This window comes from Novosphingobium sp. (assembly GCF_965228995.1).
Lineage (GTDB): Bacteria > Pseudomonadota > Alphaproteobacteria > Sphingomonadales > Sphingomonadaceae > Novosphingobium.
This window is the reverse complement of record NZ_OZ245852.1, coordinates 3,978,276-4,001,123: the sequence shown is the minus strand read 5'-3', so window position 1 is coordinate 4,001,123 and position 22,848 is coordinate 3,978,276. Positions and strand designations below refer to the sequence as shown.

24 protein-coding genes and 1 tRNA gene are annotated in these 22,848 nt (G+C 65.6%); 9 read left to right on the top strand and 16 right to left on the bottom strand.

From position 1 onward, the window contains the following. Positions 1–22 precede the first annotated feature (22 nt). Positions 23–289 (bottom strand): hypothetical protein, encoded by a 267-nt coding sequence (locus ACO056_RS18295; protein WP_421849654.1) that lies wholly within the window; start codon positions 287–289, stop codon positions 23–25. A 111-nt stretch (positions 290–400) separates the two neighbouring features. After that, positions 401–676 (bottom strand): HU family DNA-binding protein, encoded by a 276-nt coding sequence (locus ACO056_RS18290; protein ID WP_421849652.1) that lies wholly within the window; start codon positions 674–676, stop codon positions 401–403. Positions 677–1,287: 611 nt separating this feature from the next. Between ACO056_RS18290 and ACO056_RS18285 the strand changes: the two genes are divergently transcribed. Together ACO056_RS18285 and ACO056_RS18280 are read left to right on the top strand one after the other, a co-directional pair. Continuing rightward, complete coding sequence (locus ACO056_RS18285) at positions 1,288–2,865, top strand: SUMF1/EgtB/PvdO family nonheme iron enzyme (RefSeq protein WP_421849649.1); 1,578 nt, start codon at positions 1,288–1,290, stop codon at positions 2,863–2,865. 50 nt (positions 2,866–2,915) lie between these two features. Further along, complete coding sequence (locus ACO056_RS18280) at positions 2,916–3,935, top strand: hypothetical protein (protein WP_421849646.1); 1,020 nt, start codon at positions 2,916–2,918, stop codon at positions 3,933–3,935. 8 nt (positions 3,936–3,943) lie between these two features. Here ACO056_RS18280 and ACO056_RS18275 read toward each other — a convergent pair whose 3' ends face one another. The 7 genes from ACO056_RS18275 to ACO056_RS18245 form a co-directional block, all read right to left on the bottom strand. Further along, positions 3,944–4,987 (bottom strand): hypothetical protein, encoded by a 1,044-nt coding sequence (locus ACO056_RS18275; protein ID WP_421849643.1) that lies wholly within the window; start codon positions 4,985–4,987, stop codon positions 3,944–3,946. A gap of 11 nt (positions 4,988–4,998) precedes the next feature. After that, positions 4,999–6,153 carry a caspase family protein gene (locus ACO056_RS18270; protein WP_421849640.1) on the bottom strand — a complete coding sequence of 385 codons (1,155 nt, stop codon included), beginning with the start codon at positions 6,151–6,153 and terminating at the stop codon, positions 4,999–5,001. Positions 6,154–6,319: 166 nt separating this feature from the next. After that, complete coding sequence (locus tag ACO056_RS18265; RefSeq protein ID WP_421849637.1) at positions 6,320–7,147, bottom strand: OmpA family protein; 828 nt, start codon at positions 7,145–7,147, stop codon at positions 6,320–6,322. Then, entirely contained in the window at positions 7,135–8,850 is a 1,716-nt protein-coding gene (locus ACO056_RS18260) for a caspase family protein (RefSeq protein ID WP_421849634.1), read from the bottom strand. The genes ACO056_RS18265 and ACO056_RS18260 overlap by 13 nt, the downstream gene beginning before the upstream one ends. Positions 8,851–8,875: 25 nt before the next feature. Continuing rightward, the gene (locus ACO056_RS18255) at positions 8,876–10,333 is read right to left on the bottom strand and encodes a caspase family protein (protein WP_421849631.1); all 1,458 of its coding nucleotides are present in this window, start codon (positions 10,331–10,333) and stop codon (positions 8,876–8,878) included. Positions 10,334–10,396: 63 nt separating this feature from the next. Further along, positions 10,397–11,338 (bottom strand): hypothetical protein, encoded by a 942-nt coding sequence (locus ACO056_RS18250; protein ID WP_421849628.1) that lies wholly within the window; start codon positions 11,336–11,338, stop codon positions 10,397–10,399. Further along, positions 11,335–11,721: a hypothetical protein gene (locus tag ACO056_RS18245; protein WP_421849624.1), complete on the bottom strand. Its 387-nt coding sequence runs from the start codon at positions 11,719–11,721 to the stop codon at positions 11,335–11,337. The genes ACO056_RS18250 and ACO056_RS18245 overlap by 4 nt, the downstream gene beginning before the upstream one ends. Before the next feature lie 384 nt (positions 11,722–12,105). Between ACO056_RS18245 and ACO056_RS18240 the strand changes: the two genes are divergently transcribed. Continuing rightward, entirely contained in the window at positions 12,106–12,645 is a 540-nt protein-coding gene (locus tag ACO056_RS18240) for a hypothetical protein (RefSeq protein ID WP_421849621.1), read from the top strand. Between the two features lie 153 nt (positions 12,646–12,798). Here the strand turns inward: ACO056_RS18240 and ACO056_RS18235 are convergent. Beyond that, a tRNA-Ser gene (locus ACO056_RS18235) sits at positions 12,799–12,891 on the bottom strand. 228 nt (positions 12,892–13,119) lie between these two features. On the opposite strand from ACO056_RS18235, the gene ACO056_RS18230 reads away from it, so the two are divergent. Next, complete coding sequence (locus ACO056_RS18230) at positions 13,120–13,911, top strand: DUF1134 domain-containing protein (RefSeq protein ID WP_421849618.1); 792 nt, start codon at positions 13,120–13,122, stop codon at positions 13,909–13,911. A gap of 61 nt (positions 13,912–13,972) precedes the next feature. After that, positions 13,973–15,145, top strand: coding sequence for an aromatic amino acid transaminase (locus ACO056_RS18225; protein ID WP_421849615.1), 1,173 nt, complete (start codon positions 13,973–13,975; stop codon positions 15,143–15,145). A gap of 12 nt (positions 15,146–15,157) precedes the next feature. Here ACO056_RS18225 and ACO056_RS18220 read toward each other — a convergent pair whose 3' ends face one another. From ACO056_RS18220 to ACO056_RS18195, 6 genes are all read right to left on the bottom strand, one after another. Continuing rightward, entirely contained in the window at positions 15,158–15,781 is a 624-nt protein-coding gene (locus ACO056_RS18220; RefSeq protein ID WP_421849612.1) for a riboflavin synthase, read from the bottom strand. A 16-nt stretch (positions 15,782–15,797) separates the two neighbouring features. Further along, a complete protein-coding gene (gene ribD / locus ACO056_RS18215; protein ID WP_421855587.1) occupies positions 15,798–16,772 on the bottom strand; it encodes a bifunctional diaminohydroxyphosphoribosylaminopyrimidine deaminase/5-amino-6-(5-phosphoribosylamino)uracil reductase RibD in 975 nt (324 codons plus the stop codon). Continuing rightward, positions 16,769–17,251: a hypothetical protein gene (locus ACO056_RS18210; RefSeq protein WP_421849609.1), complete on the bottom strand. Its 483-nt coding sequence runs from the start codon at positions 17,249–17,251 to the stop codon at positions 16,769–16,771. Before ACO056_RS18210 ends, ribD begins: the two co-directional genes overlap by 4 nt. A gap of 97 nt (positions 17,252–17,348) precedes the next feature. Beyond that, on the bottom strand, positions 17,349–18,107 hold the full coding sequence (locus ACO056_RS18205; RefSeq protein ID WP_421849606.1) for a M48 family metallopeptidase: 759 nt from the start codon (positions 18,105–18,107) through the stop codon (positions 17,349–17,351). Further along, the gene (locus tag ACO056_RS18200; protein ID WP_421849602.1) at positions 18,104–18,571 is read right to left on the bottom strand and encodes a YcgN family cysteine cluster protein; all 468 of its coding nucleotides are present in this window, start codon (positions 18,569–18,571) and stop codon (positions 18,104–18,106) included. Before ACO056_RS18200 ends, ACO056_RS18205 begins: the two co-directional genes overlap by 4 nt. Positions 18,572–18,578: 7 nt before the next feature. After that, complete coding sequence (locus ACO056_RS18195; protein ID WP_421849599.1) at positions 18,579–19,157, bottom strand: SCO family protein; 579 nt, start codon at positions 19,155–19,157, stop codon at positions 18,579–18,581. Positions 19,158–19,289: 132 nt separating this feature from the next. Here ACO056_RS18195 and ACO056_RS18190 point away from each other — a divergent pair, with 132 nt between their 5' ends. The 4 genes from ACO056_RS18190 (at position 19,290) to feoB (ending at position 22,793) form a co-directional block, all read left to right on the top strand. Continuing rightward, complete coding sequence (locus tag ACO056_RS18190; protein ID WP_421849596.1) at positions 19,290–19,922, top strand: ankyrin repeat domain-containing protein; 633 nt, start codon at positions 19,290–19,292, stop codon at positions 19,920–19,922. A gap of 11 nt (positions 19,923–19,933) precedes the next feature. Beyond that, entirely contained in the window at positions 19,934–20,614 is a 681-nt protein-coding gene (locus tag ACO056_RS18185; RefSeq protein WP_421849594.1) for a COQ9 family protein, read from the top strand. Between the two features lie 71 nt (positions 20,615–20,685). Continuing rightward, the gene (locus tag ACO056_RS18180; protein WP_421849591.1) at positions 20,686–20,940 is read left to right on the top strand and encodes a FeoA family protein; all 255 of its coding nucleotides are present in this window, start codon (positions 20,686–20,688) and stop codon (positions 20,938–20,940) included. Further along, positions 20,937–22,793: a ferrous iron transporter B gene (feoB, locus tag ACO056_RS18175; RefSeq protein ID WP_421849588.1), complete on the top strand. Its 1,857-nt coding sequence runs from the start codon at positions 20,937–20,939 to the stop codon at positions 22,791–22,793. The genes ACO056_RS18180 and feoB overlap by 4 nt, the downstream gene beginning before the upstream one ends. Positions 22,794–22,848: the final 55 nt, after the last annotated feature.

Here is a 22,848-nt window from a genome sequence, read left to right as displayed (position 1 = left end):
GCGCCGGGCCATGCACCTCTGCTTATTGCGGGGGCTCTGCGATCCCGCCGTAAAGGTCCATGAAATTGCGCGCGGCGTCACGCTCTGCCGGGTCCTTGAAGGCGATATCGAGATCGGGCGCGCAGCCAAGGATATGCATCAGCGCCCAGAGTGCGAACCGCCGCGCAGGATCGGTCTCCAGCCCGAAATCGACGGCAAGCCGTTCCGACCCGGCGCCGAGCTCGGCAGCGCTGAGGCCGGCAAGATCTGCCGTGCCGAAATAGCGGCGCATGAGATCATCGAATCCCATCGTTCTGCATTCCCTCAAACGCGAACGGCACGCGGGAGGGATACTCCCGCGTGCCGTTCTGGCTCAGTCTTCGCGCCCTGCGGGTGCGCGACGTATCCGCCGTTCAGCCAATCAGCCGTTCAGCTTGTCCTTGACCGACTTGGCAGCGGCGAAGGTCAGCTTGCGCGAAGCGGCGATCTGGATGGTGGCGCCGGTCGAGGGGTTGCGGCCTTCACGGGCCGGGCTTTCCTTGACCTTGAACTTCCCGAAGGCGCTCAGCGAGATTTCCTCGCCCTTGGCAGCCGCATCGGCAATCGCCGCGAACACGGTGTCGACCAGCTTCTTCGCATCGGCCTTGGTGAGGCCAGCGCTGGCAGCAACGGCTTCGGCGAGTTCAGCAGTATTCATGATCGAAATTCTCCAACGGTTGGACGGGCCGGTTAGCTTGGCGCGCGGCCTGCGTCCAGCCTTGTAGAGGCCAAATCCGCTGGAATCTGGGGGAATCTGCTGAGCTGGGGCGCCGAGGCGACACGAGGAGCCATTCAATACACGGGCGCGCGAGAACAAAGGAGGGGGAAGGGGGCACTCAAACGGACATAACTTCGGTTCTGCGTAACCCGGTGGATGCCGATTCATTCCTTACCTTTCGTAACTATCTTAGGGAAATGATCGGCCCTGGCACTATCGGGCGCAGGCTGATCGAGAGGATGTGCAACGCGCGACGCTGGTGCGCATTTGCCGATCATTCCGCGCGCAGTGCTGCGAAGCTATGCCCGGCGCTTTGAGGTTATTTTTCATTTACCAAACACCCGGCGATGCCGTAGGAAAAGCGCGTAGGTCGCCAAATGCCGATCACCGCTCCGGATATTCCTGACCAACGAAAGTCAGGAAAGCGGACGCTTGGGGGAAGTGGGGCAATGGCTGGTGATTTGAGGGACAATAGCCGATACGATACGGGCTCGTGCTGCCACAGGGCGGATCGCGCCAACCGCAGACCTGCGTTTCTGGCAAAGGCTGCGGTGCTGCTGATCTGGCTGCTCGCCGCAATGGCACTGGCCCCGTCCGCGTTTGCGCGCGAACCGCGGCTAGCCCTGGTGATCGGCAACAGCGCCTATCAGGGCTTCGACCGGCTCGCCGCCACGACGACCGACGGGGACCGCATCGCCGCCGCGCTCAATGGCGCCGGGTTCCTCGATGCGGCCGGCACGGGGCCGGTGATCGCTCACCGCGACCTGACGCGCGAGCAGATGCTGGCGCTCATCGACCAGTTTGCAGCCAGGCTGAAGGCGGCCGGGCCCAATGCTTTCGGCATGCTCTACTTTTCAGGACACGGAGCCGCGCTCGGCACCTTCGGCGATGTGATGCTGCTGCCGGTGGACGCGGACCACACGCTCAACGTTGAGGCAACCAGCCTGACGCGGGCCGCTATCGCGCGCAAGCTGCTCGGTTCGGGCGCGCAGAACGTGCTGATCGTGCTCGACATGTGCCGCAATGTGCTGAAGGAGCCCCCGCTCCCGAACGCGCCGCCCGATGCGGCCACAGCGCCGCCCGCCGGTGAGACCGGACCGGACGGGACTAAAGGACTCAAGCGGATCGTGCGGCCATCCGATCTGCTGGCGCGGCCGGACCAGGGCTATCTCATCGCCTATTCGACCAGCCCCGATCAGGTCGCCTTCGACAATGGCACGTTCTCGCGCATCCTCGCCGAAGAGATCCGCCGGCCGCAGCAGGACATCGCCGAGGCGCTCAAACGCACCTCCGATCGCGTGGCGATGAGCGCGATCCAGTCTCAGTCCAGATTCCAGAAGCCGACATTCGACTACGGGCTGCAAGGGGCTCCGCCGTGCTTCATCAGCTGCGGTGCGGCCAGCGAGGGGCGGTTCCTCGATTGCGCGAACTGCCCCTACATGCGGATCGTTCCGGCAGGGCTGGCGCAGATCGGATCTCCGGCGAACGAACCCAAGCGCGGCGGCGATGAGCCGGTGCAGACCGAACAGCGGATCGAGCATCCCTTCGCCATCAGCATTTATGAGGTGACCATCGCCGAGTGGGACGCCTGCGTCCGCGACAAGGCGTGTCAGCCGATCAACGGCTGGAGCAAGGACAATCCAAACCCGCTGATCCCCGCGACCGGCCTCGGCTATCCCGATGCGCAGGCGTTCACCAGATGGCTTGCCGCGCAAACGGGGCGGCATTACCGGCTGCCGACCAGCACGGAATGGGAATATGCCGACCGCGCCGGGGCGGCCACAACGTTCCCGTGGGGCGATGCGATCTCACCGAGCGACGCCAACTATGACCAGACGGCGAGCTATCGCGGATCCGAGACAGCGCCCTATCGCGGCTATCCGGAGGCAGTGAACGCCTATCCGCCCAATGCCTTCGGGCTCTACCAGATGAACGGCAATGCCTGGGAACTGACCGGTGACTGCGCAGACAAGCGCTGCACGGCGCACACCGCGCGTGGCGGTTCGTTCCAGAGCACGCCGGATGAACTGCGTTCGGCCAATCGCTTTGCCGTTGCGGACGGCAAGCGGCGCTCGGACATGGGGCTCAGAGTCGTACGGGACATCAGCGATGACGAGGTGGTGCAATAGCGGACACGGCCTCCCACGGGGCCGGACGCAAACAGGAGGGGTAACAAGCGATGTTCAAGAGAGCCTGGACGATCACGATTGCGGCGCCGGCGGCGGCGGGCAGTGTCTTTCTTCCGGTCCCCGCGTTTGCGCAGACCTACATCTGTACCGGAACTTGTCCGCAGGTTCAGGGATCCAGTTCTGCCGAGCCGCGTTATGGCGGCGCGAACTCTCTCCAGTTCCAGGCGGCCTCGGTCGGGCTCGACATGTTCGATATCCAGCCCGAAGGCCCGGACCGGTTTCTGCCGGAGGGCGATTCCGATACGATCGGCGGCGCCTTCACGTATGGCAAGGCGGGCTTCCAGAAGGTCGAGCGCCTCGATCTGCACTACCAGCACGCGCGGAGATTTCGCGAGGGTTCACGTGCGCGGCTGGTGTTTGATCTGCCGGTCAATATCCTCCACGCCGACAAGGGCACGGTGATCGTCCGCAATCCGCCGACGCCTGATATCAGCTTCGGCTTCGGCGGCGCCACCAATGTCGCAGCCACGGCGAGCATTGGCGTAGAGCTTCCGGCAAGCTCGAACTTCGTGATTACGCCGCGCGTGTCCTATGGCAACAGCCAGGCAGGCGGCTATTTCCTGTTCGATGCCGAGGTGCTGGGCGCTTCGGTGAGCGCGCGCTACCGCCTGCCCAAGGTCGGACGCGGGGAGCTCGTTCTGGGCGGCCTGGTTGGCTACTCGCACGAGATCAAGACGTTCCTGTCGAAGCAGATTCTGCCCGCGAACGAGGATTTCTGGACGATGCGCGGGGGCATTGCCTATCAGCTGCCGCTCAAGGCTCGCATGTTCGGACGGCAGGCCTCCATCCGCGCGAGCTACGTCTATACCCGCGAGACAGGCGTGCCCTTTGCGATGTTCGAGCAGGTCCACGAAGTTGGCTTCAACATCGGCGTCCGCACGCGCGAGGTCGCGATGAAATCGCGCTTCGAGCAGCTCCGGTTCGGCGTGATCTACACCCATGCGGTCAATGCGTTCACCAGCAAGGCCAGCTATGACTCGGCCACGCTGACGTTCGGGTACCGCTTCTAGGCGCGGCTTTACTTCACGTCGCTGAGCCGCTTCAGGGCATCGTTGAGCATTTGATCGACCGCGGGATGATCCCGGTCGTAAGCTTGGTAGATCTGCTTGGCGACGTTGAAGTTGCCATTCACTTCCTCGCAAGCGGCCAGATTGTAGCGCAGGCTAAGTTGCTTTGTTGCAGCGCCTTCGCCGCCCATCTGCTCGAACATGCCGCAGGCCTTGTCGGGTCGGCCCGATTTGAGCTGATCGATGGCAAGCGCGAGCCGGGTCTGGCCGTCCTTGTCGAACTCGGGGAACTTCGTCTTGAAGCCGACCTTGGCTTTGCGCGTCTTGGGCGTCAGATCGGCAATGACCGACCTGACCGCATCGAGGCGGATCGCCGTCATGATACTGTCCGGGGTAAGTGCCTGCTGCTCCTTCTTCTTGCCGAACAATCCCCCGAATATGTCGCCGAGCGAAGATGACCGCACCATGCCGCCACATACATCGGTCACCGAATCCCGCTTGATCTGCCGCTGGTAGAGGATCTTGCCGGTGTCGGCGGCATAGATGACCGGCGTGACGGTGTAGCTGCCCTGATACTTGAAACAATCGATCGGCACCTCGGTGCAGACCTTGTTCTGGCAACTTGTGGCCGCGCCGATGTACTTGTCGGTCGTCACCGCGGCTGAGGTTATCGTCCCCCACAGCAAGCCTTTGACACCGAGGCGATCAGCGGCAGTGCGGGCATAGACCGTATCGGGCGGGCTCTTGCGGGTCTTGCCGGGCGCGGCGCCGCTGTCCTCCGTTCGGATTGAGAAGGCTGGCCGGTTGCCAATCCGGATTGCCTGAAGCTCGCCCGCCATCGCTGCGGAAAAGTTCTGCCCGTCCACGCCTCGCAGCGGAATGACCCCGATCGACGGGAGGTTGAACACGTCGTCGTAGTTGCTCGGCAGGCGCTGGTCATAACTGTAGACGAACTGCTGCGCCATCGCACTAGCCGGGGCAAGCGAGAGCAGGAGCACAGCCGCCCGGAGCAATGGCAGAATGCAGCAGGGCACCAGGCGTATGGCAAGGTTCATCGGATGCGGTATCATTCGTCAGTATCCTTGGGCAGAACCAGCTGGATGCTGATCGGTACCCCCAACCCGTCGTGCTGGAGATTGACCGAGGCGCGGCGGTCCCGATCGAGGGCGCTAATCACACCTTGCGGGCCGACCGGCGTCACGCTGTTGAACTTCAGAATCACGTCACCTGTATGCAGCGTGCCATCGAATGGCGAACCGGCAGCAACATCGGCAACATAAAGACCCGGCTGGCCGTAGCCGCGGCCCTGCAGCACAAGACCGTAGCCCCTTGCGACCGGCACGGGTTCGGCTGGCGGGGGAGCAGGGGCAGCGCTCGCCGAAGTCAGCTGGGCGGGCGCAGCGGCAGCCGCATCGCTTTGCGACCTGGGCTGTGCAGCCAGGCTGGATGTCGAACCCGGCTGGAACATCCAGTCTGGCGCATCAAAAATCCCCTGTTGATCGGGGCGCTGATCGATGCCCGAAAGCTGGCGCATCTGCCTCGAGACCAGCGTAGGCAGCGAGGAGAGGCGCAGCCCTTCGGTCGTCAGCGCGCTTGCCAGCGCCCGTGCAAACGGGCTGTTGGCGCCGCCATTGCCATCGTTAGCCTTGAGCCCGGGCTGCGTCGCCAGAAGCACAACGACGTTTGGCGGCAGATTGTTCTCGCGGGCGAGTCCGCGCGTCGTCGCAATCGACCGGGTTCCCTGCGACCAGCCGCTTTCACTGGCAAAGGGATTGTCGCGGCAGGCATCGAGAATGACCAGCCGCACATCGATCGCCCCCGAAACGGCGGTGATCAGGGTCGAGGAAGCAATGGCGGAGCCGTCGATCTCGTCGGGTGTATCGGCCTTGGCATCGGCGGGCAAAAGCCAGTTGCGTCCACCGGTTTCGACCCCATGGCCGGCATAATAGATGATGGCTGCTTCGGCGCCGGTCGCACTGCGGCGAAAGGCGCTGATCGCGGCCCAGAGCGCAGTGCGGCCCAAGTCCTCGGACCGGGTCAGCTGGGTTACCTCAAACCCGTCCTTGCTGAGGGCCTTGGCCACGGCTTCTGCATCGGTGCGGGGATTGGCAAGCGAAGGGACCGACTGATACTGCGAAATGCCGATAACAAGCGCGACCCGGCGACCGGCGGCAAGTGCCGTGCCGTGGGCGCAAAGCCCAATCAGTACTGCGAGGCCCATCAAGGCCCACCGCCTGCTCTGCACGAGATATGCCCCAGAATTCGGATTGTAATAAATCTGAAGTCGGCGAGGCTCGAAAGAATCCCCCTTAACTCGCCCCGCGAACTACGTATTAACTTCAACACTAGCGCGAAGGAGCGTCAAGGGGTTGTGTTGCGCTGCAAGGTCAGGGGCTTTTGGGTGGCAGCGGAAAAGTGAACTCCACCCGGCGGTTGAGCCGGTAGCTGTCCTCGTCATCGCCGCTGTAGAGTGGTTCGCGCGAGCCCACGCCTTCGGCCGTCAGTTTGCCGGCAAGGTTCGGCGCAATCGTGAAGAGCGCCGCGATGACGGCGCGCGCCCGGCGCAGAGATAGCGCTACGTTGGCTACCACGTTGCCGCGCGCATCGGTGTGGCCGCGCACGAGGATCTTCGTCGCACCGCCCGAATCAAGATTCCGCGCGATCTGCACCAGATCGGCCCGCGCAGCTTCGTCGATCACTGCGCTGCCAAAGGCGAAGCGGATCCGCGCGGATGAACGCACCGCCACGCCGAAGGAGCGGCATTTGCTCGTTTCATCGGAACCGGCGACCCGGTTCTGCTCTGCGACCGTGGCGAGATCGGCCATCTTGATCACCTTGTCGATCCAGTCGGGATGGTCCGGCTTTCCCGCCAGCCGCTCGCGCAGCACTTTCATGCGGTACATCGCGGTGGTGAGATCGCTGCGCTGCAAGGCCACTTCGATCAGCCGTCCGAGCATCATCGGCTCCAGCGTGGCGGAAGCGTCCTTCGGCGCATCGCTGAGCTGCGCGAACCCGCTGCGCAGAAGGTGATCGGCATCGTCCATCCGGTCATTGCGCATCGCGGCCATTCCGGCCTCGTAGAGATCGAATGCATTGCCGGGATCAAGCTGGGCAGGCGGAGAGAGTGCATTGGCGCATTGCGCCCTTGCCGGAGCGGAGGCGGTGAGCAGTATCAAGGCAAGGGCCATCGCCGGTAGGGCAATCAAGGTACGCATGGAGATGCTTCCTTCGTCTGGCAGGGGCTGACCGTGCGCACGTCGATGGTCGCGGCCGCATAGGCATGGCCTCGCGCGGCCAGCCATTGCGCCAGTCCGCTGGCTTCTGCGCTGCCGAACGGTGCGCTGAGATTGGACCACGCCTCGATGCCCGCGGGCTGCGCAGGGAACGCCAGCACTACGACCTGATCGAGACCGGCAGGATCGGTCGCAGCCGTCCGGCCGAAGGTCTGGACCGCTCCGGCAGGCACGCGCTGGTTCTCTTCGCCGCTGGTCGGCCAGAGCAGGTTCAGCCGGCCCTGGGGATCGATATCGAGCACCAGATACCAGACCGGCTCACCCGCCTTGACGGCGAACTGCAGGCTGTCGCGCCCGATCACGAATGTGCCGCCGCGGGCGGTCGGTTCGGTGTCGGCGACGAGCGCGATCTTTGCCCCGCCTGCTGCCACCAGCCGCCGTGCCCATGCGGCGGCGCGCAGCCGTGCGACAATGGCTTCACCCGAAACGTCGAGGGCCACCAGATCGCCAGCACCATTGGCCAGCGTGAGCCGGTCCGGCGCGGTTCCCGGGGTGACCATCATGTCTGCAGCACCGGTGACCAGCGCGATCTCGCCCGAGCCGCGCAGGGCCGAGCCCAGTGTCGCTGCGCTTTCCGGAATCGCGACGCGCAGCCGATCAACTTGTTCACCCACCGCAAGCGCCGGGGCGCCCGGGACCGGGCTGAAGATGATCCCCTTGGGGTCCTGATCGAGCGAGGGCAGCAGCTGCGGCGACTGGGCGAGATGCTTGGCGGCCAGATCCTCCAGCACCGCACGGCGCAGCTCGACAAAGCTGACCTTGCCATCATGGTCATAGTCCGCCGGGGCCAGCCCCTCGAACACCCGCAGCAAGGCGTTGGTGAGCGCGCCCTTGGGCTTGCCGTCGACCGTGAGGCTGGCGCGGCTCTGCGCCAGGTCGGCCGCCTTTTCCGTGTCCGAACTGGCGGAAAGCATGAGCACGTTGCGGTAGGGGTAGACCGGCGGCGTGAAATCGCCGGCCTTGAGCCCGGCGGGCGGCTCCGCGCTGTCACCGAGCGGCACGTACCGATTGATCACCGCGCCCTGAGGCGTCCCGATGCCGCGCGCGATATTGCCCGAAAAACAGCTGTCCGAAATGATGATGACCTTGCGCCCGCCGCGATCGAGCGGTTCGAGCGCGAGGGGGCGGATATCGAGGCGGCCGCTGATGAGGCGCTCCCCGATATTGTCCATATTGCCCCAATCGAAATCGGCGGGGATCCACGCGCTGGTGCCCTGCGGCAAGCCCGTCCGGCTGTCAGGATCGCGCTGGCTCGTGCCGTGGCCGGAAAAGTAGATCAGCACGGTATCGCCCGGCTGCGAGCGGGTGACGAGTGCGGCCAGCTCTGCGCGGATGTTCGCGCGGCTCGCATCGTGATCGAGCAGCACGCTGATGTCTTCGGGCCGGACGCCGATCTGGCTCTCGACGACACGGCGCATCGCGGCAATATCGAGCGGCGGCCCCTCCAGCGAGAGCCGCGCCCGCTCCCCCGGGGTCGCCAGCCCGACTCCGTCGAACTGCCCGATGCCGATCAGCAGCGCGATGGTCCGCGCCTCTACGGCGGCAGGCAGCACCAATCCCGCCGCTGCTAGCGCCAGCGCCAGGCCAAGGCGCAGAGCGGCGGGCAGCGGGCGGTGCGGTTTCATCTCCGATCCTCCATCGCGTCCGCGCTCAGCAGCCTTGCGCGCTGCAGGTCTGCGCCTCGAGAGAGGTCGCCCAGGCGGTGACTTCAACCGACGACTTGCGGACGCCCAGCGTTATCGCGCGGGTCGCATTGCCCTTTTCGAGCAGCTGTTCGAGCGCGGCAAACGAGGGAGTGTAGAGCGCCTTGCCCGAATGCGCATCGGTAGCGCTCTGCACCAGATCGAGCGGTTCCTTGGTGAGGACTGCAGCGATCAGCGTCTTGCCGAACGGCGCGGTGACCGGAAAATAGATCTCCTGACCATCGATCTTGGGAATATCGGCGGGAAGCGTGATCGCTCCTGCCGTGACATGATTGTCTGGCGCGTTCTGATTGGGGAAGAGAAGCGTGATGCTATCATCGGGGCCGACGGCGAGAACGCTCAGATAGCCTTGCCCGGGCAAGGTAATCTTCATGTGGACCTCTTCACCGGCCTTGTACCGGGCTTGCAGGCCCGAAATTCCGAGCCTCGGCAATCCTGCGGCAATCTTCAGCACCTCGCGCCAGTTCGGGCCGCCGCCGGCTGACGTGTCGCTCAGCTTCATCGGGCTATCGATCAGGACATCGGACCCGTGGACTTCGGGGTGGAACACTTCGCCCGACGCGTCCGAGGCTTCCCGCGCGATATAGGCCGAAGCCAGCTTGACAGTTTCGCGCGGCGATATTGCGCCGTCGGCTGATTTCCGGGCGATTGCCTGCGTGACCCCGACCGTGAACATGCTGCCCGCATCGGTGGCCAGCGCGGATTCCTCATCGCCCGCCGCCGCCATCGAGACATAATGCGCCGAAGCCGCGACGTCCTTGGGCAGGCCGATGCTCACCGCGCGGTCGATCGAGGGGGCAGGAGTGCTCGGCATCCCGGGCCAGACGAGGAACTTGCGGACCGCCCTGACTGTTCCGAGCACCGGATGCCCGAGCGCGATGTTCCGGTCGATCGAGCCGGAATGACAGGCATCGACGACGAGGGTGATCGACTGCACCCGCGCCCGGCGGAACAGTTCGGAGAACTCCTCGCCGACAACCACGCCGCGCAGTGTCTCGCCGCCATCGGCCGTGGTGACCAGAGCGGCGTCGGCAGCAACAATGGCGCTGTGGGTTTCGAAGTGTCCCTCGGCGTTCGGAATGTCGACCCGGGTGCCGTGGCCGCTGAAGTAGATCAGGACGTGGTCTGTCGGCTCGGCATCCTTGACCAGCAGCTGCTCAAGCTCATCGAGAATGGCACGGCGGGTCGCGGCGCGGTCTCTCAACTCGATCACGGATTTGTAGCCGAGCCGGTCGGCGACGCCCTTCATCATGTCGACGTCAAGCCCGATGCCGGGCAGATCGTTGCCTTCAAGGCTTACGAACTTGCCCACGCCGATGAGCACCGCAGTATCCTTGGCCCAGGCCGAACCCGGCGCTGCCGCCAGCGCGAAACCTGCCATTCCGACCAGAGTTGACCTTACCATGCTATTGAAAGGGTTCATGAAAAACCTCCATGGCGCGCTGCGGGCGGATCGTGACGAGATCCGTCAATTGGGATCGAACAAGGGATGCTGCGGCTTCGTTCGTACGTCTGCGGCATCCGGCGCAGGCGCGGTGCCTGCTGGCGGTGGGGCCGTGGGCGTCGGGGGCGCCGTGCTGGCACCGCTAGCTCCGCCTTGCGCCAGGCCGGGCATCCGAGACGGACCTGACACTGCCGGAAGCGGGTCCGATGCCGGGACGAGCGCGGGCGTGTCCGGCTTGGCGGTGCCGAACAGCTTGCGGATTGCCACAGTATCCTCGCTGGAGAGAGTCAGTGGCTTCTGCGGATCAAATCCGCGCGCGCTGCAATAGTTCATCAGCGAGTCGGGATCATACCCGGTCAGCAGATCGAGATCGGACAGGCTCTGGTGCTGGCGTTGACCCGGTGCGAGCCCGTTGATGCAGTCTGCCGGTGTTTCAGGACGATCCTGCTCGTGGATCAGCCCCAGCACGTGGCCGAATTCGTGCACGGCAGAAAAGCGCAGGCAGCGTTCCTGCTTTCCGGCGCACCCGCTGAAGCCGGGGCGGCGCCAAAGGTGGAAGTTCATATAGACGGTCTGCGCATGCTTGGAGAGGGCATTCGTCCCCACCATCGCGCGCGGCCATTCCGCATCGCTGACGAGGATGCGCACCATCTTCGCAGGACCACCTCGCTCGTCGCAATCACGCCAGCCGGAAAGACGCACGTCCGCCGCGGCTTCCCAGGTCTCGTGCACGGCCTGGCGAACGATCGCGCGCGCGGGGGCGTCCTCGGCTGCAGGCTTGAGCCAGCACACCGGGATATCATGCTGCCGCCACTCGACCGAATGCAGCGAGGCGCCCTTGCTGACGACCATATGCCCGCCGCTCGGCATGATCTGGTCGCCATCCGCCCTCAGCACCGGATTTGCGGCGACCGGCGAGGTGCCCAGCGCAAGGATCAGGGCCAGCCAGCGCGAAGTGACGCTCATGGCTGGACCTCCGCGTCCTGGATTGGATCGGCAGACTGGCGATAGGTGATCCCGGCCAGCGTCAGCGTTTTCCCGTCGGCACTGACACGCAATGTCCGCCGTTCTTCCGGGGGCAGGGGCAGACCCTCACCGCCGCAGCGGCTGCCCCACCGGATGAGCCGCCCTTCGACGATCTCGATCTTGTCGACCCAACTGGCCATCAACTGGCTTGCATGCATGGGGCCGCCACATTTGTAGCCTGCGCGGAAGAGATAGAAGGCCTTGCCATCCAGCCCGGCGATGGCTCGGCCGGGCGGATCAGCCGACCTGGGAGGGTGATCGCCATAGTGGCCGCAACCGCCGATGGTCGCAGTCAGGAAAGCCAAACCGGCGATCCGCTTCATCAGCATCGTTCACTCCCTCAGCGGATTCTTGTTGTCAGCCTGCTTACGTCGTCAGAACGCGGCACGCACAATTACCGGTGGGGTGAGCGCCGCAGTCAGGTTCGGCCGTTGCCGTTATTTATCTGCGATCCCGCTTGAGGCTCATGCGCCGTTTGCCCTTGCTCGGTTCATTCGCGGCAGGAGCAAGGCGCACATCTTGGCCCTCTTGCTGCAACTATGGTTAAGCCCAATTTCCTAACCGAACAAGCCTAATGACACAGTGCGATCCGGCCGCGTTTTCGCATGGCTCCTTGGTCCCGCGAGGTGTACAATGCCCCCGCTGGCTGGCGCTGGCCTCTCTCGCCATTGGCCGGCAGCAAATGGGAGGACAGACACATGGTTAACATGGGTAGAAAACGGCCAATCGATACCGGATATCGCAAATGGCTTGTCGTGGGTGTCTTTGGCGTGGCCGCAGGGACGCTTCTTGCGCTCACCGGTCCTGCGTTTGCGGAGCAGATGGGCGGCGCGGCCGGAAGCCTCGTGAGCGATGCGGAAGCCACAGCTTCGGCCAAAGCCTTCGCGGCACATCCCGGCGGACCGGCGGCAGAAAAGGGCCTGAACCTCGGCAAGAGCAACCCTATGGCGCCAACCATCGAAGTGCTCGAGCCGCATGTCGATGCCGCGACCAATCCGCCGTTTGATGTGCGTGTAGTGGCCCATCCGCATGATGGCCTGGCGATCGACCACAATTCGATCCGCGTCCGCTACGGCTTCTTCCGCATCGATGTCACCCAGCGCATGCTCGCGCTAGGCCATTGGCAAGGCAATGAATTCATCGTCAACCACGCGAACGCCCCGGCCGGTACGCACTGGTTCTACGTCTCACTCGCCGACACTGCGCGCCAGGAAGCGAATGTGGCGGTCAAGGTGGTCGTAAAGTAGCGCGGCTGATCCCCGGCATGGCCATGACACGCCGCTGGTGCGGGTCATGCCGGCGGCGGAACTGGTCCAGAGCGCGCAGAGCGTGCGACCCAAAACAGTCGCCCGGATCCCTGCGGCCTTTTGGATATTTTCGGGGCTATGTGGAAGCAAGCCTGGCGGAGACGGAGGGATTCGAACCCTCGGTACCGGTAATCCCAGTACGACGGTTTAGCAAACCGTTGGTTTCAGCCACTCACCCACGTCTCCGGATCGCAGCGGCGAGGGCGCGCTATAGCGAGGGAGTGGGGGGGCGGCAAGGGGCTTCCTGCTGATGATTGTCACCGGTTTCGCGAGGCCGCGGCAGATTCGCCTCGACGCGAAATCGACTCGGCTCATCGCCGGTTCATTGTGCCGGGCGAAGAGATGAGGGCCTGATAGAGTGACAAGGGTTCCGGCCGAAGAACCGGTAATGGGCCGCAAGATGGGAATTGCACAATGAAGCTGTGCCAAAGCGTCGTGATCGGGCTTGCCGCGTTCGGACTGGTGCTGGGCACCGGCGCGCAGGCGCAGGTCCAGCAGATCGACCCCAATACCGCAATCGACGCGGACCTGCAGGCCAGGCCCGGCGCGCCCGCGACTACGCCGCCACCGCCGCCGCCGCCGAGCACAGCGGCGGCACCCGCTGCGACGACGAGCACCGGCGATCCCTCGTTCTCCTCGCCCGCTGCTGCCAGCGCATCAGCTGCACCGGGCATGGCCTCGATCCCGCCTGCTGGCCCCGCACGGGGCACCGCGGCCGATGGCACGACCTACCGCGAGGATGACCTCATCGGCGCAGCCGAGGGCGTGTTCGGCAGGGGCGCCAAGGGCCTTGCCATGATGATCCAGGATATCCTCAAGAAGCAGGGCCAGCCCAATGCCTATATCACCGGGCGCGAGGCGGGCGGTGCGGTGGTCGTTGGGCTGCGTTATGGTTCGGGCACGCTCCACCACAAGATCGAGGGCGAGCGGCCGGTCTACTGGACGGGGCCTTCGCTGGGATTCGACCTTGGCGCCAATGCGGCGAACACGTTCGTGCTCGTCTATAACCTCCACGATAGCGAGGACCTGTTCAAGCGCTTCGGTGCGGGCGAAGGTCAGGCCTATTTCGTGGGCGGCTTCAACGTGAGCTATCTGCGGCGCGGCGATATCGTGGTGATCCCGGTGCGCTTCGGCGCAGGTCTGCGGCTTGGGGTCAATGCGGGTTACATGAAGTTCAGCCGCAGCCAGAAGTGGATGCCGTTCTGAGCTGGTAAAGCATGCCCGCAGCCCCTTGTGCCCGGCGCGGTTTGGGGGCAAAGGCGCGCCCATGCTCGAGACCCTGAACGCCCAGCCCGCCGATGCGCTGCTTGCGCTGATCAAGCTCCACAATGCCGATCCGCGGCCGACCAAGATCGACCTCGGTGTGGGCGTCTATCGCACTGGTGAGGGCGATACGCCGGTGTTTGGCGCAATCAAGGCGGCCGAGCGCATTCTGCTCGAAACGCAGGATTCCAAGGCCTATCTGGGGCCCGAAGGCGACATGGGCTTCGTCCATGCGCTGATCCCCTATGTGTTCGGCACCGATTTCGATCGCAGCCGGGTGGAGGGCATGCAGGCCCCCGGCGGCACCGGCGCGGTGCGCCTTGCGGTGGAAGTGGCTGCGCGCGCGGGCGCCAGGCGCATCCTCATGGGCACGCCTTCGTGGCCCAACCATGCGCAGATCGTCGCGTCCGTGGGCCTTGAGCTCAAGACCTTCAAGCACATGACCGCCGACGGTACCGCCGACCTTGAAGCGCTGCGCGCCGCGCTGGCCGATGCTGCGCCCGGCGATGTCGTGCTGCTCCACGGCTGCTGCCACAACCCCACCGGCGTGGACTACACGCCGGCGCAGTGGGACGAGATCGCGCCGATGGTGGCGGCTTCGGGCGTGCTGCCGCTGATCGACCTTGCCTATCAGGGGCTGGGCGACGGGATGGAAGCTGATGCCTATGGCCTGCGCAAGGTGCTTGCGGCAGTTCCGGAAGCGCTGGTAGCCTATAGCTGCGACAAGAACTTCGGGCTCTACCGTGACCGCGTCGGCGCGTTCTATGCGGTGACGAGCGACGCTGCGGCGCTGGCCAATGCCATGGGCAACGGCGCGACGATCGCACGCGCGAGCTGGTCGATGCCGCCCGATCACGGCGCGGCGGCGGTGCGGCTGATCCTGGGCGACAAGACGCTCACCGCGCAGTGGATCGACGAGCTGACTGCGATGCGCGCGCGCATGGCTGAAGTGCGCGAGCGGCTCGCCGCCGCGCAAGCCATCGGGCCGATCAGCATGGCCCCGCTCGGGCTCCAGAAAGGCCTGTTTTCGATGCTGCCGCTTTCGGGTGAGCAGATCATGGCGCTGCGCGAAAAGCACGGCGTCTACATGGCGGGATCGGGCCGGGTGAACATTGCCGGTCTGACCACCGGCAATATCGAGAGCTTCATTGCTGCTCTGAAAGATGTGGCCGCCTGAACCGGCAGGCGTTCAGCCTGCCGACGCCAGGCTCTGCATCCGCTTGAGATAGCGGGCCAGCACATCGATCTCGAGGTTCACCTCACGGCTCGGAGTGAGTGCACCCAGCGTCGTCACTTCGGCGGTGTGCGGGATGATGTTGAGCATGAAGTGGCAGGCGCCGTCGGGCTGGTCTGCCAGATCGTTCACGGTAAGCGAAACACCGTCAACCGTAATCGAACCCTTTGCGGCGATGTAGGGCGCAAGTTCGGCCGGTGCCGAAACGACAACGTGCCACGAGCCGCCGGTGCGATCCACCGAGACAACATGGCCGACGGCATCGACGTGGCCTGTCACGATATGGCCGCCAAGTTCGTCACCCAGCTTGAGCGCGGGTTCGAGATTGAGCGCGGCATGTTCGTGCCACTGCGCGGGAGCGGTGCGGCGGATCGTTTCGCCCGAGACATCGACTGCGAACCAGCCGTCCCCCGCGGTGCCGCCGCGATCCACCACTGTCAGGCACACGCCAGAACAGGCGATCGAGGCACCGATGGCGATCTTCGCCGGGTCCATCGCGCAGGCTATCGTCACGCGCGTATCGCCCTTGGTGGCGATGGCATGGATGCGGCCGACTTCGGTGACGATGCCTGTGAACATGGGTTTGCGGTCTCCTTCAGCGGATGCGGTCGTAGACGTCGAGCGTGTCGCTGCCAAGCCGCCGCTGGTCGCTGAGCTGCCAGCGGCCATGCGCTTCGGCGAGCGAGCTGAGGCCGATATCACCCAGGCCGGGCTGCCCGGCGCCGATCAGGATGGGCGCGCGGTAAAGCAGCAGGCGGTCGACCCGGTCAGCGGCAAGAAACGCCGCGCCTGCGCCTGCGCCGCCTTCGATCAGGAGGTATTGCGCATCGTCGAAACGCCCTTTGGCGGGATCAGCGATGGCCTGCCATCCGGCAGGCGCGGTGCCGCGTGTCAGCACCCAGCGTGCGGGGCTGCGGGCTGCGAGGCCGGGAAGGCGCACGTCGAGCCGAGGGGAATCGGCGCGCAAGGTTGCACCGCCGACGAGGATGGCATCAGAGCGGGCGCGCTGGACGTGGCCATGTGCCCGCGCTGCGGGGCCGGTGATCCACTGGCTGGTCCCATCGGCCATGGCGATGCAGCCATCGAGCGAAGTGGCGAGCTTGAGCGTGGTGTGCGGACGGCCAAGGCGCGCGCGGGTGAGATAGCCTTCAAGCGAGCGGGTGGCTGCGGGGGAAGGCAGCAGCGTGGTTTCGATTCCCGCCGCGCGCAGCAGCGCAATTCCGGCGCCTGCGGTGCGCGAATCGGGATCCTCGCAGCCGATTACCACGCGGCCGAGGCCAGCTTCACGCAAGCTGTGTGCGCAGGCCGGTCCGCGCGGGCTTTCGTGGGCGCAGGGTTCAAGCGTGACATAGGCAGTGGCACCGCGCGCTCCTGCGCCTGCCTGCGCCAGCGCTTCGGCCTCGGCATGGGGACGACCGCCTGCGCGGGTCCAGCCGCGCCCGATCACGCGGCCATCTTTGACGATCAGCGCGCCAACGGCGGGATTGGGACGGCTTAGTGGGCGCCCGCGCGCCGCAAGTGCAGCGGCGGCATCCAGCCAATCGGCATCGGAGATCGCCACCGGGTTCAGGGTGCCTTGGGGGCGCCGGGCGCGGCGTTGGCCGTGGGCTTCACCACCAGACGATCGAGCAGCGCCTTGTCGCGCGCCGCTGCGGCACGGGCTTCGGCTTCACGTTCGGCCTTGCCTTGCCGGTCCATCGCTTCGGTATCGAGCCCGGTGGCGGCACCGACCGCCTTGTACATCTTGCGCACCTCTTCGGCGCGGGCCTGTTCTTCCGCCGCTTCGGCACGGGCCTTTTTCGTCGCTTCGATATTGCCGGCGATGATTTCGGCATCGCTCCGGTCGGCACGCCAGCTTTCGAAATAGATCACTTCGGGCGGGCGAGGCAGTCCGCGCCCTCCCTGCTGCCACATGACCGAAAAGATGCCGCCCGTGACCAGTATCGCCAGCGCCAGCGAGCGCAGGCGGTACTCGCTTGGTGCGCCGAGGATCTTCCAGAGATCCTTGATCGCGCGAACCGGGGAGACGTTGCGGAAAAACTCTTTCATGGCGACCTAGATAGAACGTGGTGTGCCCGCGCGCCAGTGTTGGCGGGAGGATCGGGACGAAAGGGCCGCGCCTCCTCTCAGCCTTCGCGGCGACGAACTAGCCGAAGGCGTGGTACAAACCGCGGCCTTCAGCCTTGAGCCAGCGGTTCGCCCGCTCGATCGGTGCTTCGTAAAGCTCGGCAAGATGGGCATGGAAAGCCGGGCTGTGATCGAAGTGCGTCATGTGCGCCACTTCGTGCGCGACGACCGAACGTCGCACGAAATCCGGGCCCATGATGAGGCGCCAGTTGATGCGGATGACGCCGCGGCTGCTGCAGCTGCCCCAGCGCCTGAGCGCGCGCGAGAGGGCCAGTTTCGGCACCGGCTGGCCGGCGCGGGCGCAATAGTGCGCAAGATCTTCCCCTGCAAGGCGCATCGCCTCGCCCTCCAGCCAGCGGCGCAGACGGCTTTCGATGCCGTCCTGCGGGCCGCCGATGACGATCTCGCCGGGTTGGAGCGCGGGACGGCGGGCTGCGCCTTCGCGCCACTCGATGCGCAAGGCCTCGCCGCGATAGCGTAGCGTGGAGCCCGGCTCGATCCGCACCGGGGCGGGGATGCGCGCAAGCTGCGCCGCAAGCCAGTCACGGCGCTGTTCGGCAAAGCGCAAGGCATCAGCGGTGCGGCCCCATTCGGGCATCGAGATGCGTGCCTCGCTGCCATCGGGCGCGAGCCGCAAGGTGATCCGGCGCGCAGTGCGCAGGCGGCGGACGACGACGGGGAGTTCTCGGTCGCCAACGCACAGCACGCGGGGCGCAGGGGTGGGGGCTACCGCACCGGGCTTGCGCACCCGGGCAAGCATGCGCGGCAGCGAGATCATCGCCGCCTCCCGGCTGCGAAATCCTCCGGCACGATGTGCTCTTCGAGCGGACCCGCCAGCACTTCGCTGATCGCCTTGCCGATCACCGAATGGCCGGCGCGGCGTACTTCCTCGCGGTCTCCGCATTCGAGGTAATGCCAGGCGGGCAGGGGCTTGCCGTCGGCGCGGAGGCGATAGGCGCACGTCGCAGGCAGCCAGGGCACTTCGTGCACCAGCCGGGGGGTCAGGCGCAGGCAATCGGGCACCATGGCCTTGCGGTGGCGATAATCGGAGCAGCGCCCGGTCGAGAGATCGAGCAGGCGGCAGGCGACGTTGGTGTGGTGGACTTCGCCGGTGTCCTCATCTTCCAGCTTGTGGAGGCAGCACTTGCCGCAGCCATCACACAGCGCTTCCCATTCGTCACGGGTCAGCGCCTCGATCGGCTTTTCCCAGAAGCGGCCGGAGGAAGGCGGCGAGCCGGGCATCAGGGCTTCAATGGACCCATTTGGCAAGTTCGTCCGCCACCGCATTCGCATCCTTGTCAACCGGCAGCAGCGCGATGGGCTGGCCTTGCGGGCCCATCAGATAGGCGGCGCGGCTATGATCCATCAAGTAGTCGTTGGGGCCGGTGCCCTGACCCTTCTTGTAGTAGACCGCATAGGACTTGGCGATCTGGGCGATCTGGGCATCGCTGCCGGTGAGGCCGATAAGTTCCTTGCCGAAATGCGCGGCGAACTGGCCGACGGCTGCGGGCGTGTCGCGCGCCGGGTCGATCGTGACGAATAGCGGGACGACCTTCGCTGCAAGCTCAGGATGCGCCTTGGCGAAGCGGTGATAGCCCTGCATCAGGACCTGCAGATCGAGCGGGCAGACATCGGGGCAGAACGAATAGCCGAAATAGAGCGTCGTGTAGCGGCCCTTGAAATCCGCCGCGTGCACGGTCTTGCCGGTCTTGTCGACCAGCGTGAAATCGCCGCCAATGGCTGCCCCTTCGAGCGGCGGCGGTTCGCTGGAGGCGCTGCCGCAGGCGGACAGCACAAGCAGTGCGGTGGCGGCAAGGGCAGCACGCATGCGGATACGAATAGGTCTAATGGGGTCCATGGCGCGGCGGTTCATGCTCTGCTAACCATCGCCTTGCAAGGGGCGAGTCTGTCATCAGACGGGCAGAATGCGCGCTTTATCGAGAAGGACAAGGCAGACGTGATGAGGGACAGGACCGTGATCGCACGCGCGTTTCGCGCAGGTGCCGCCGCAGCCGCGCTGCTGGGCGCGCTGAGCGCCGTGGTGCCGGCGCACGCGCAGTTTTCCGAAAGCTACAAGTTCCTTGAAGCCGTGCGCAAGAAGGACGGCCAGAAAGTGACCGACGCGCTCAACCTGCCCGGTTCGCAGATCGTCAACACGCGCGATGTCAGCACCGGCGAGAGCGGGCTCCACATCGTGACAGCGCGGCGCGACCTGACGTGGATGCAGTTCCTCGTCGCACATGGTGCCAACGTGAACGCGCGCGATGCCAAGGGCACGACGCCGCTGGTGCTCGCTTCCAACCTCGGCTTCATCGAAGGCGTCGATTACCTGATCAGCGCGGGCGCCAAGGTGGACGAGCCCAACAACACCGGCGAAACCCCGCTGATCACCGCGGTGCATCGGCGCGATCTTGCCATGGTGCGCGCGTTTCTGAAGGCGGGCGCCAATCCCGATCGTCCGGACAATTCTGGCCGCTCTGCGCGCGATTACGCTTTGCTAGATGGCAAGGACAGCCCCGTCGCCAGCGAGATCGCCAATTCGGCCAAGGGCGGCACCGCGGGTCAGAAGAAGACCTACGGCCCCTCGTTCTGATCGGACCGCACATGATCGGCACTGCCACCGCTCACCTTACGCTCGAGGACCTGCGCCTGACGCTCGCCCCGCATATCGCCGAAGCGGCCGCCTTCGATGGCTGGACCGAGGCGGCGTTGAACGAGGCTGCGGAGATCGCCGGAATCGACCCCGGCGCGGCGCGCTTCGCCTTCCAGGGCGAGGGCGGGCAATCGGCCGCGATGGCGATGATCACCGCTTGGGCGGGCAGCATCGACCGCGCGATGGCCGAATCGCTCCCGGCTGACCATCTCGCGAAAATGAAAGTGCGCGAGCGGATCACCGCGCTCGTCACGTTCCGGCTCGACCAGATCGCCGGGCGCGAGGAAGCGCTTCGGGCCGCGCTCATCGAGATGGCCAAGCCGTGGAACGTGGCGGCTGCAACCAGGCTCGCCTGGCGCAGCGCCGATGCGATGTGGCGCCTCGCAGGCGATACCGCGACGGATTACAACCACTATACCAAGCGCGCGATCCTCGGCTCGATCTATGCCGCGACGCTCGCGGTCATGGCCGAGGACAAGAGCGAGGACCGCGAGGAAACGCGCGCCTTCCTCGCTCGCCGGATCGATGGGATCATGCGCTTCGAGAAGGCCAAGGCCCGCTTCACCAAGCCGAAGGACGAAACGTTCAGCGTGACCAGGCTGCTCGGCCGGTTGCGCTATCCGGCGCGGTGAGCTGCAACAGTTATTGCGAATGACTTGCAATTGACTTGCAAAGACTCAGGCGCTGTGGCAGCGCTCATTGGGTGACCCTCGACGAACTCCCTCTTGGCATGCCTGCACGGATCATCTCCGCTGATTGGGACGCGCTCGTGCCCGAGGAGGCGCAGCGGCTCAAGGCGCTGGGGATCGAGGAAGGCGCCGAAGTGCGGCTCGCCTATCGCGGCGTGTTTCTGGGGCGTGATCCCATTGCCATCGAGATCGGCCGGATGACGGTGGCGCTGCGGCGCGTCCATGCCCGGGCGATGCAAGTTGTGCCTGTACCGGTAGCCGCCGCATGACCCGGCAGACCATGGTCGCAGCGCTCGTCGGCAATCCCAATGCGGGCAAGAGCGCGCTTTTCAACGCCCTGACCGGCGCGCGGCAGAAGATCGCCAATTATCCGGGCGTGACGGTGGAGCGCAAATCGGGCCGCATGCTGCTGCCGAGCGGCGAGCCGGTCGAACTGGTCGACCTGCCCGGTTCCTACAGCCTCAATCCGTCGAGCCCCGACGAGGAAGTCACGCGCGACGTGATCCTGGGCCGCATGGCCGGGCAGACGCAGCCCGACGTGCTGGTGATCGTGCTCGATGCCTCGAACCTCGAACAGCATCTGGTGTTTGCGCAGGAGATCATCGAGCTTGGACGGCCGGTGGTCATCGCGCTCAACATGGTGGACCTTGCCGAACGCGACGGGCTGGTGATCGATCCCACCGCGCTGTCCTCGGCGCTTGGCGTGCCGGTCTTCCCGACCGTGGCAGTGCGGCGGCGCGGGCTGGCCGAACTGACGGCGGCAGTGGCTGCGCTGCGCGACCGGGCGCTCGACGACGAACCGGCGCACCGCCCGCACGTGACGGCGCCCGAACGGCGCATGCTGGCGCGCCAGATCGCGCGCGGGGCGATCCTTTCCGAAACCGCGCAGCACCGCATCCATGCGCAGCTTGACCGGGTGCTGCTGCACCCGTGGCTGGGCCCGCCGGTGCTGCTGGTTCTGCTCTTCGTGGTGTTCCAGGCGGTGTTCAGCTGGGCCGAGCCGGTCAAGAACGTGCTCGACGCCGGCTTCACCGCACTCGGGGACGGCGCGCGCGGCGCGCTGCCCGCCTCGCTCCTGCGCGATTTCCTGACCGACGGGGTGATTGCAGGGGTCGGTTCGGTCGTGGTGTTCCTGCCGCAGATCCTCATCCTGTTCTTCTTCATCCTGACGATGGAGGCAACAGGCTACATGGCGCGCGCCGCCTTCCTGATGGACCGGGCGATGGCAGGCGTGGGCCTTTCGGGCCGCAGTTTCATCCCGCTGCTCTCCAGCTTTGCCTGCGCGGTACCCGGCATCATGGCGACGCGCAGCATCACCGATCCCAAGGACCGGCTGACCACGATCCTGATCGCGCCGCTGATGACCTGCTCGGCGCGGCTGCCGGTTTATACGGTGATCATCGCTGCCTTCATTCCCAACAAGCAGGTGCTCCCGGGCGTCGGCCAGCAAGGCCTTGTGCTGTTCGGGCTCTATGTCTTGGGCGTGCTCGGCGCGATGGGCGCGGCGCTGTTGCTGCGGCGGACGGTGACCAAGGGCGCGGCTTCGGGCTTCATCATGGAAATGCCCAAGTACCAGTTGCCGACAGTGAAGGATCTCGCGCTCGGGCTGTGGCAGCGCGCCTACGTGTTCCTGCGCCGCGCGGGGACGATGATCTTCGGCGTGACGGTGGTGCTGTGGCTGCTGCTCAATTTCCCGCGCGCCGAGAACCCGCAGGATCAGGTCAATGCCTCGGTCGCCGGCCATATCGCCAATGGCCTTGCCGTGGTGATCGAGCCGATCGGCTTCAACCGCGATATCGCGCTGGCGCTGATCCCGGCGATGGCCGCGCGCGAAGTGGCCGTCAGCGCGCTCGCCACGACATATGCCGTGGGCCAGAGCGACGACGCCGCGCAAGGGCAGGCGCTGGGGGATCAGCTCAAGTCGCACTGGAGCCTTGCCACCGCGCTCGCCTTCCTCGCGTGGTTCGTGTTCGCGCCGCAATGCATGTCGACCATTGCAGTGACCCGGCGCGAAACCAATGGCTGGGCGTGGCCAGCCTTCATGCTCGCCTACCTGTTCGCCCTTGCCTATGCGGCAGCGGGGATCACCTACTGGATAGCGGTGGTTTTCGGGCTGGGCTGACGTTGTGGAAAAATGGGCAGCTCACAGACTCGCTCTGATCGGCGGCAGGGGCTAG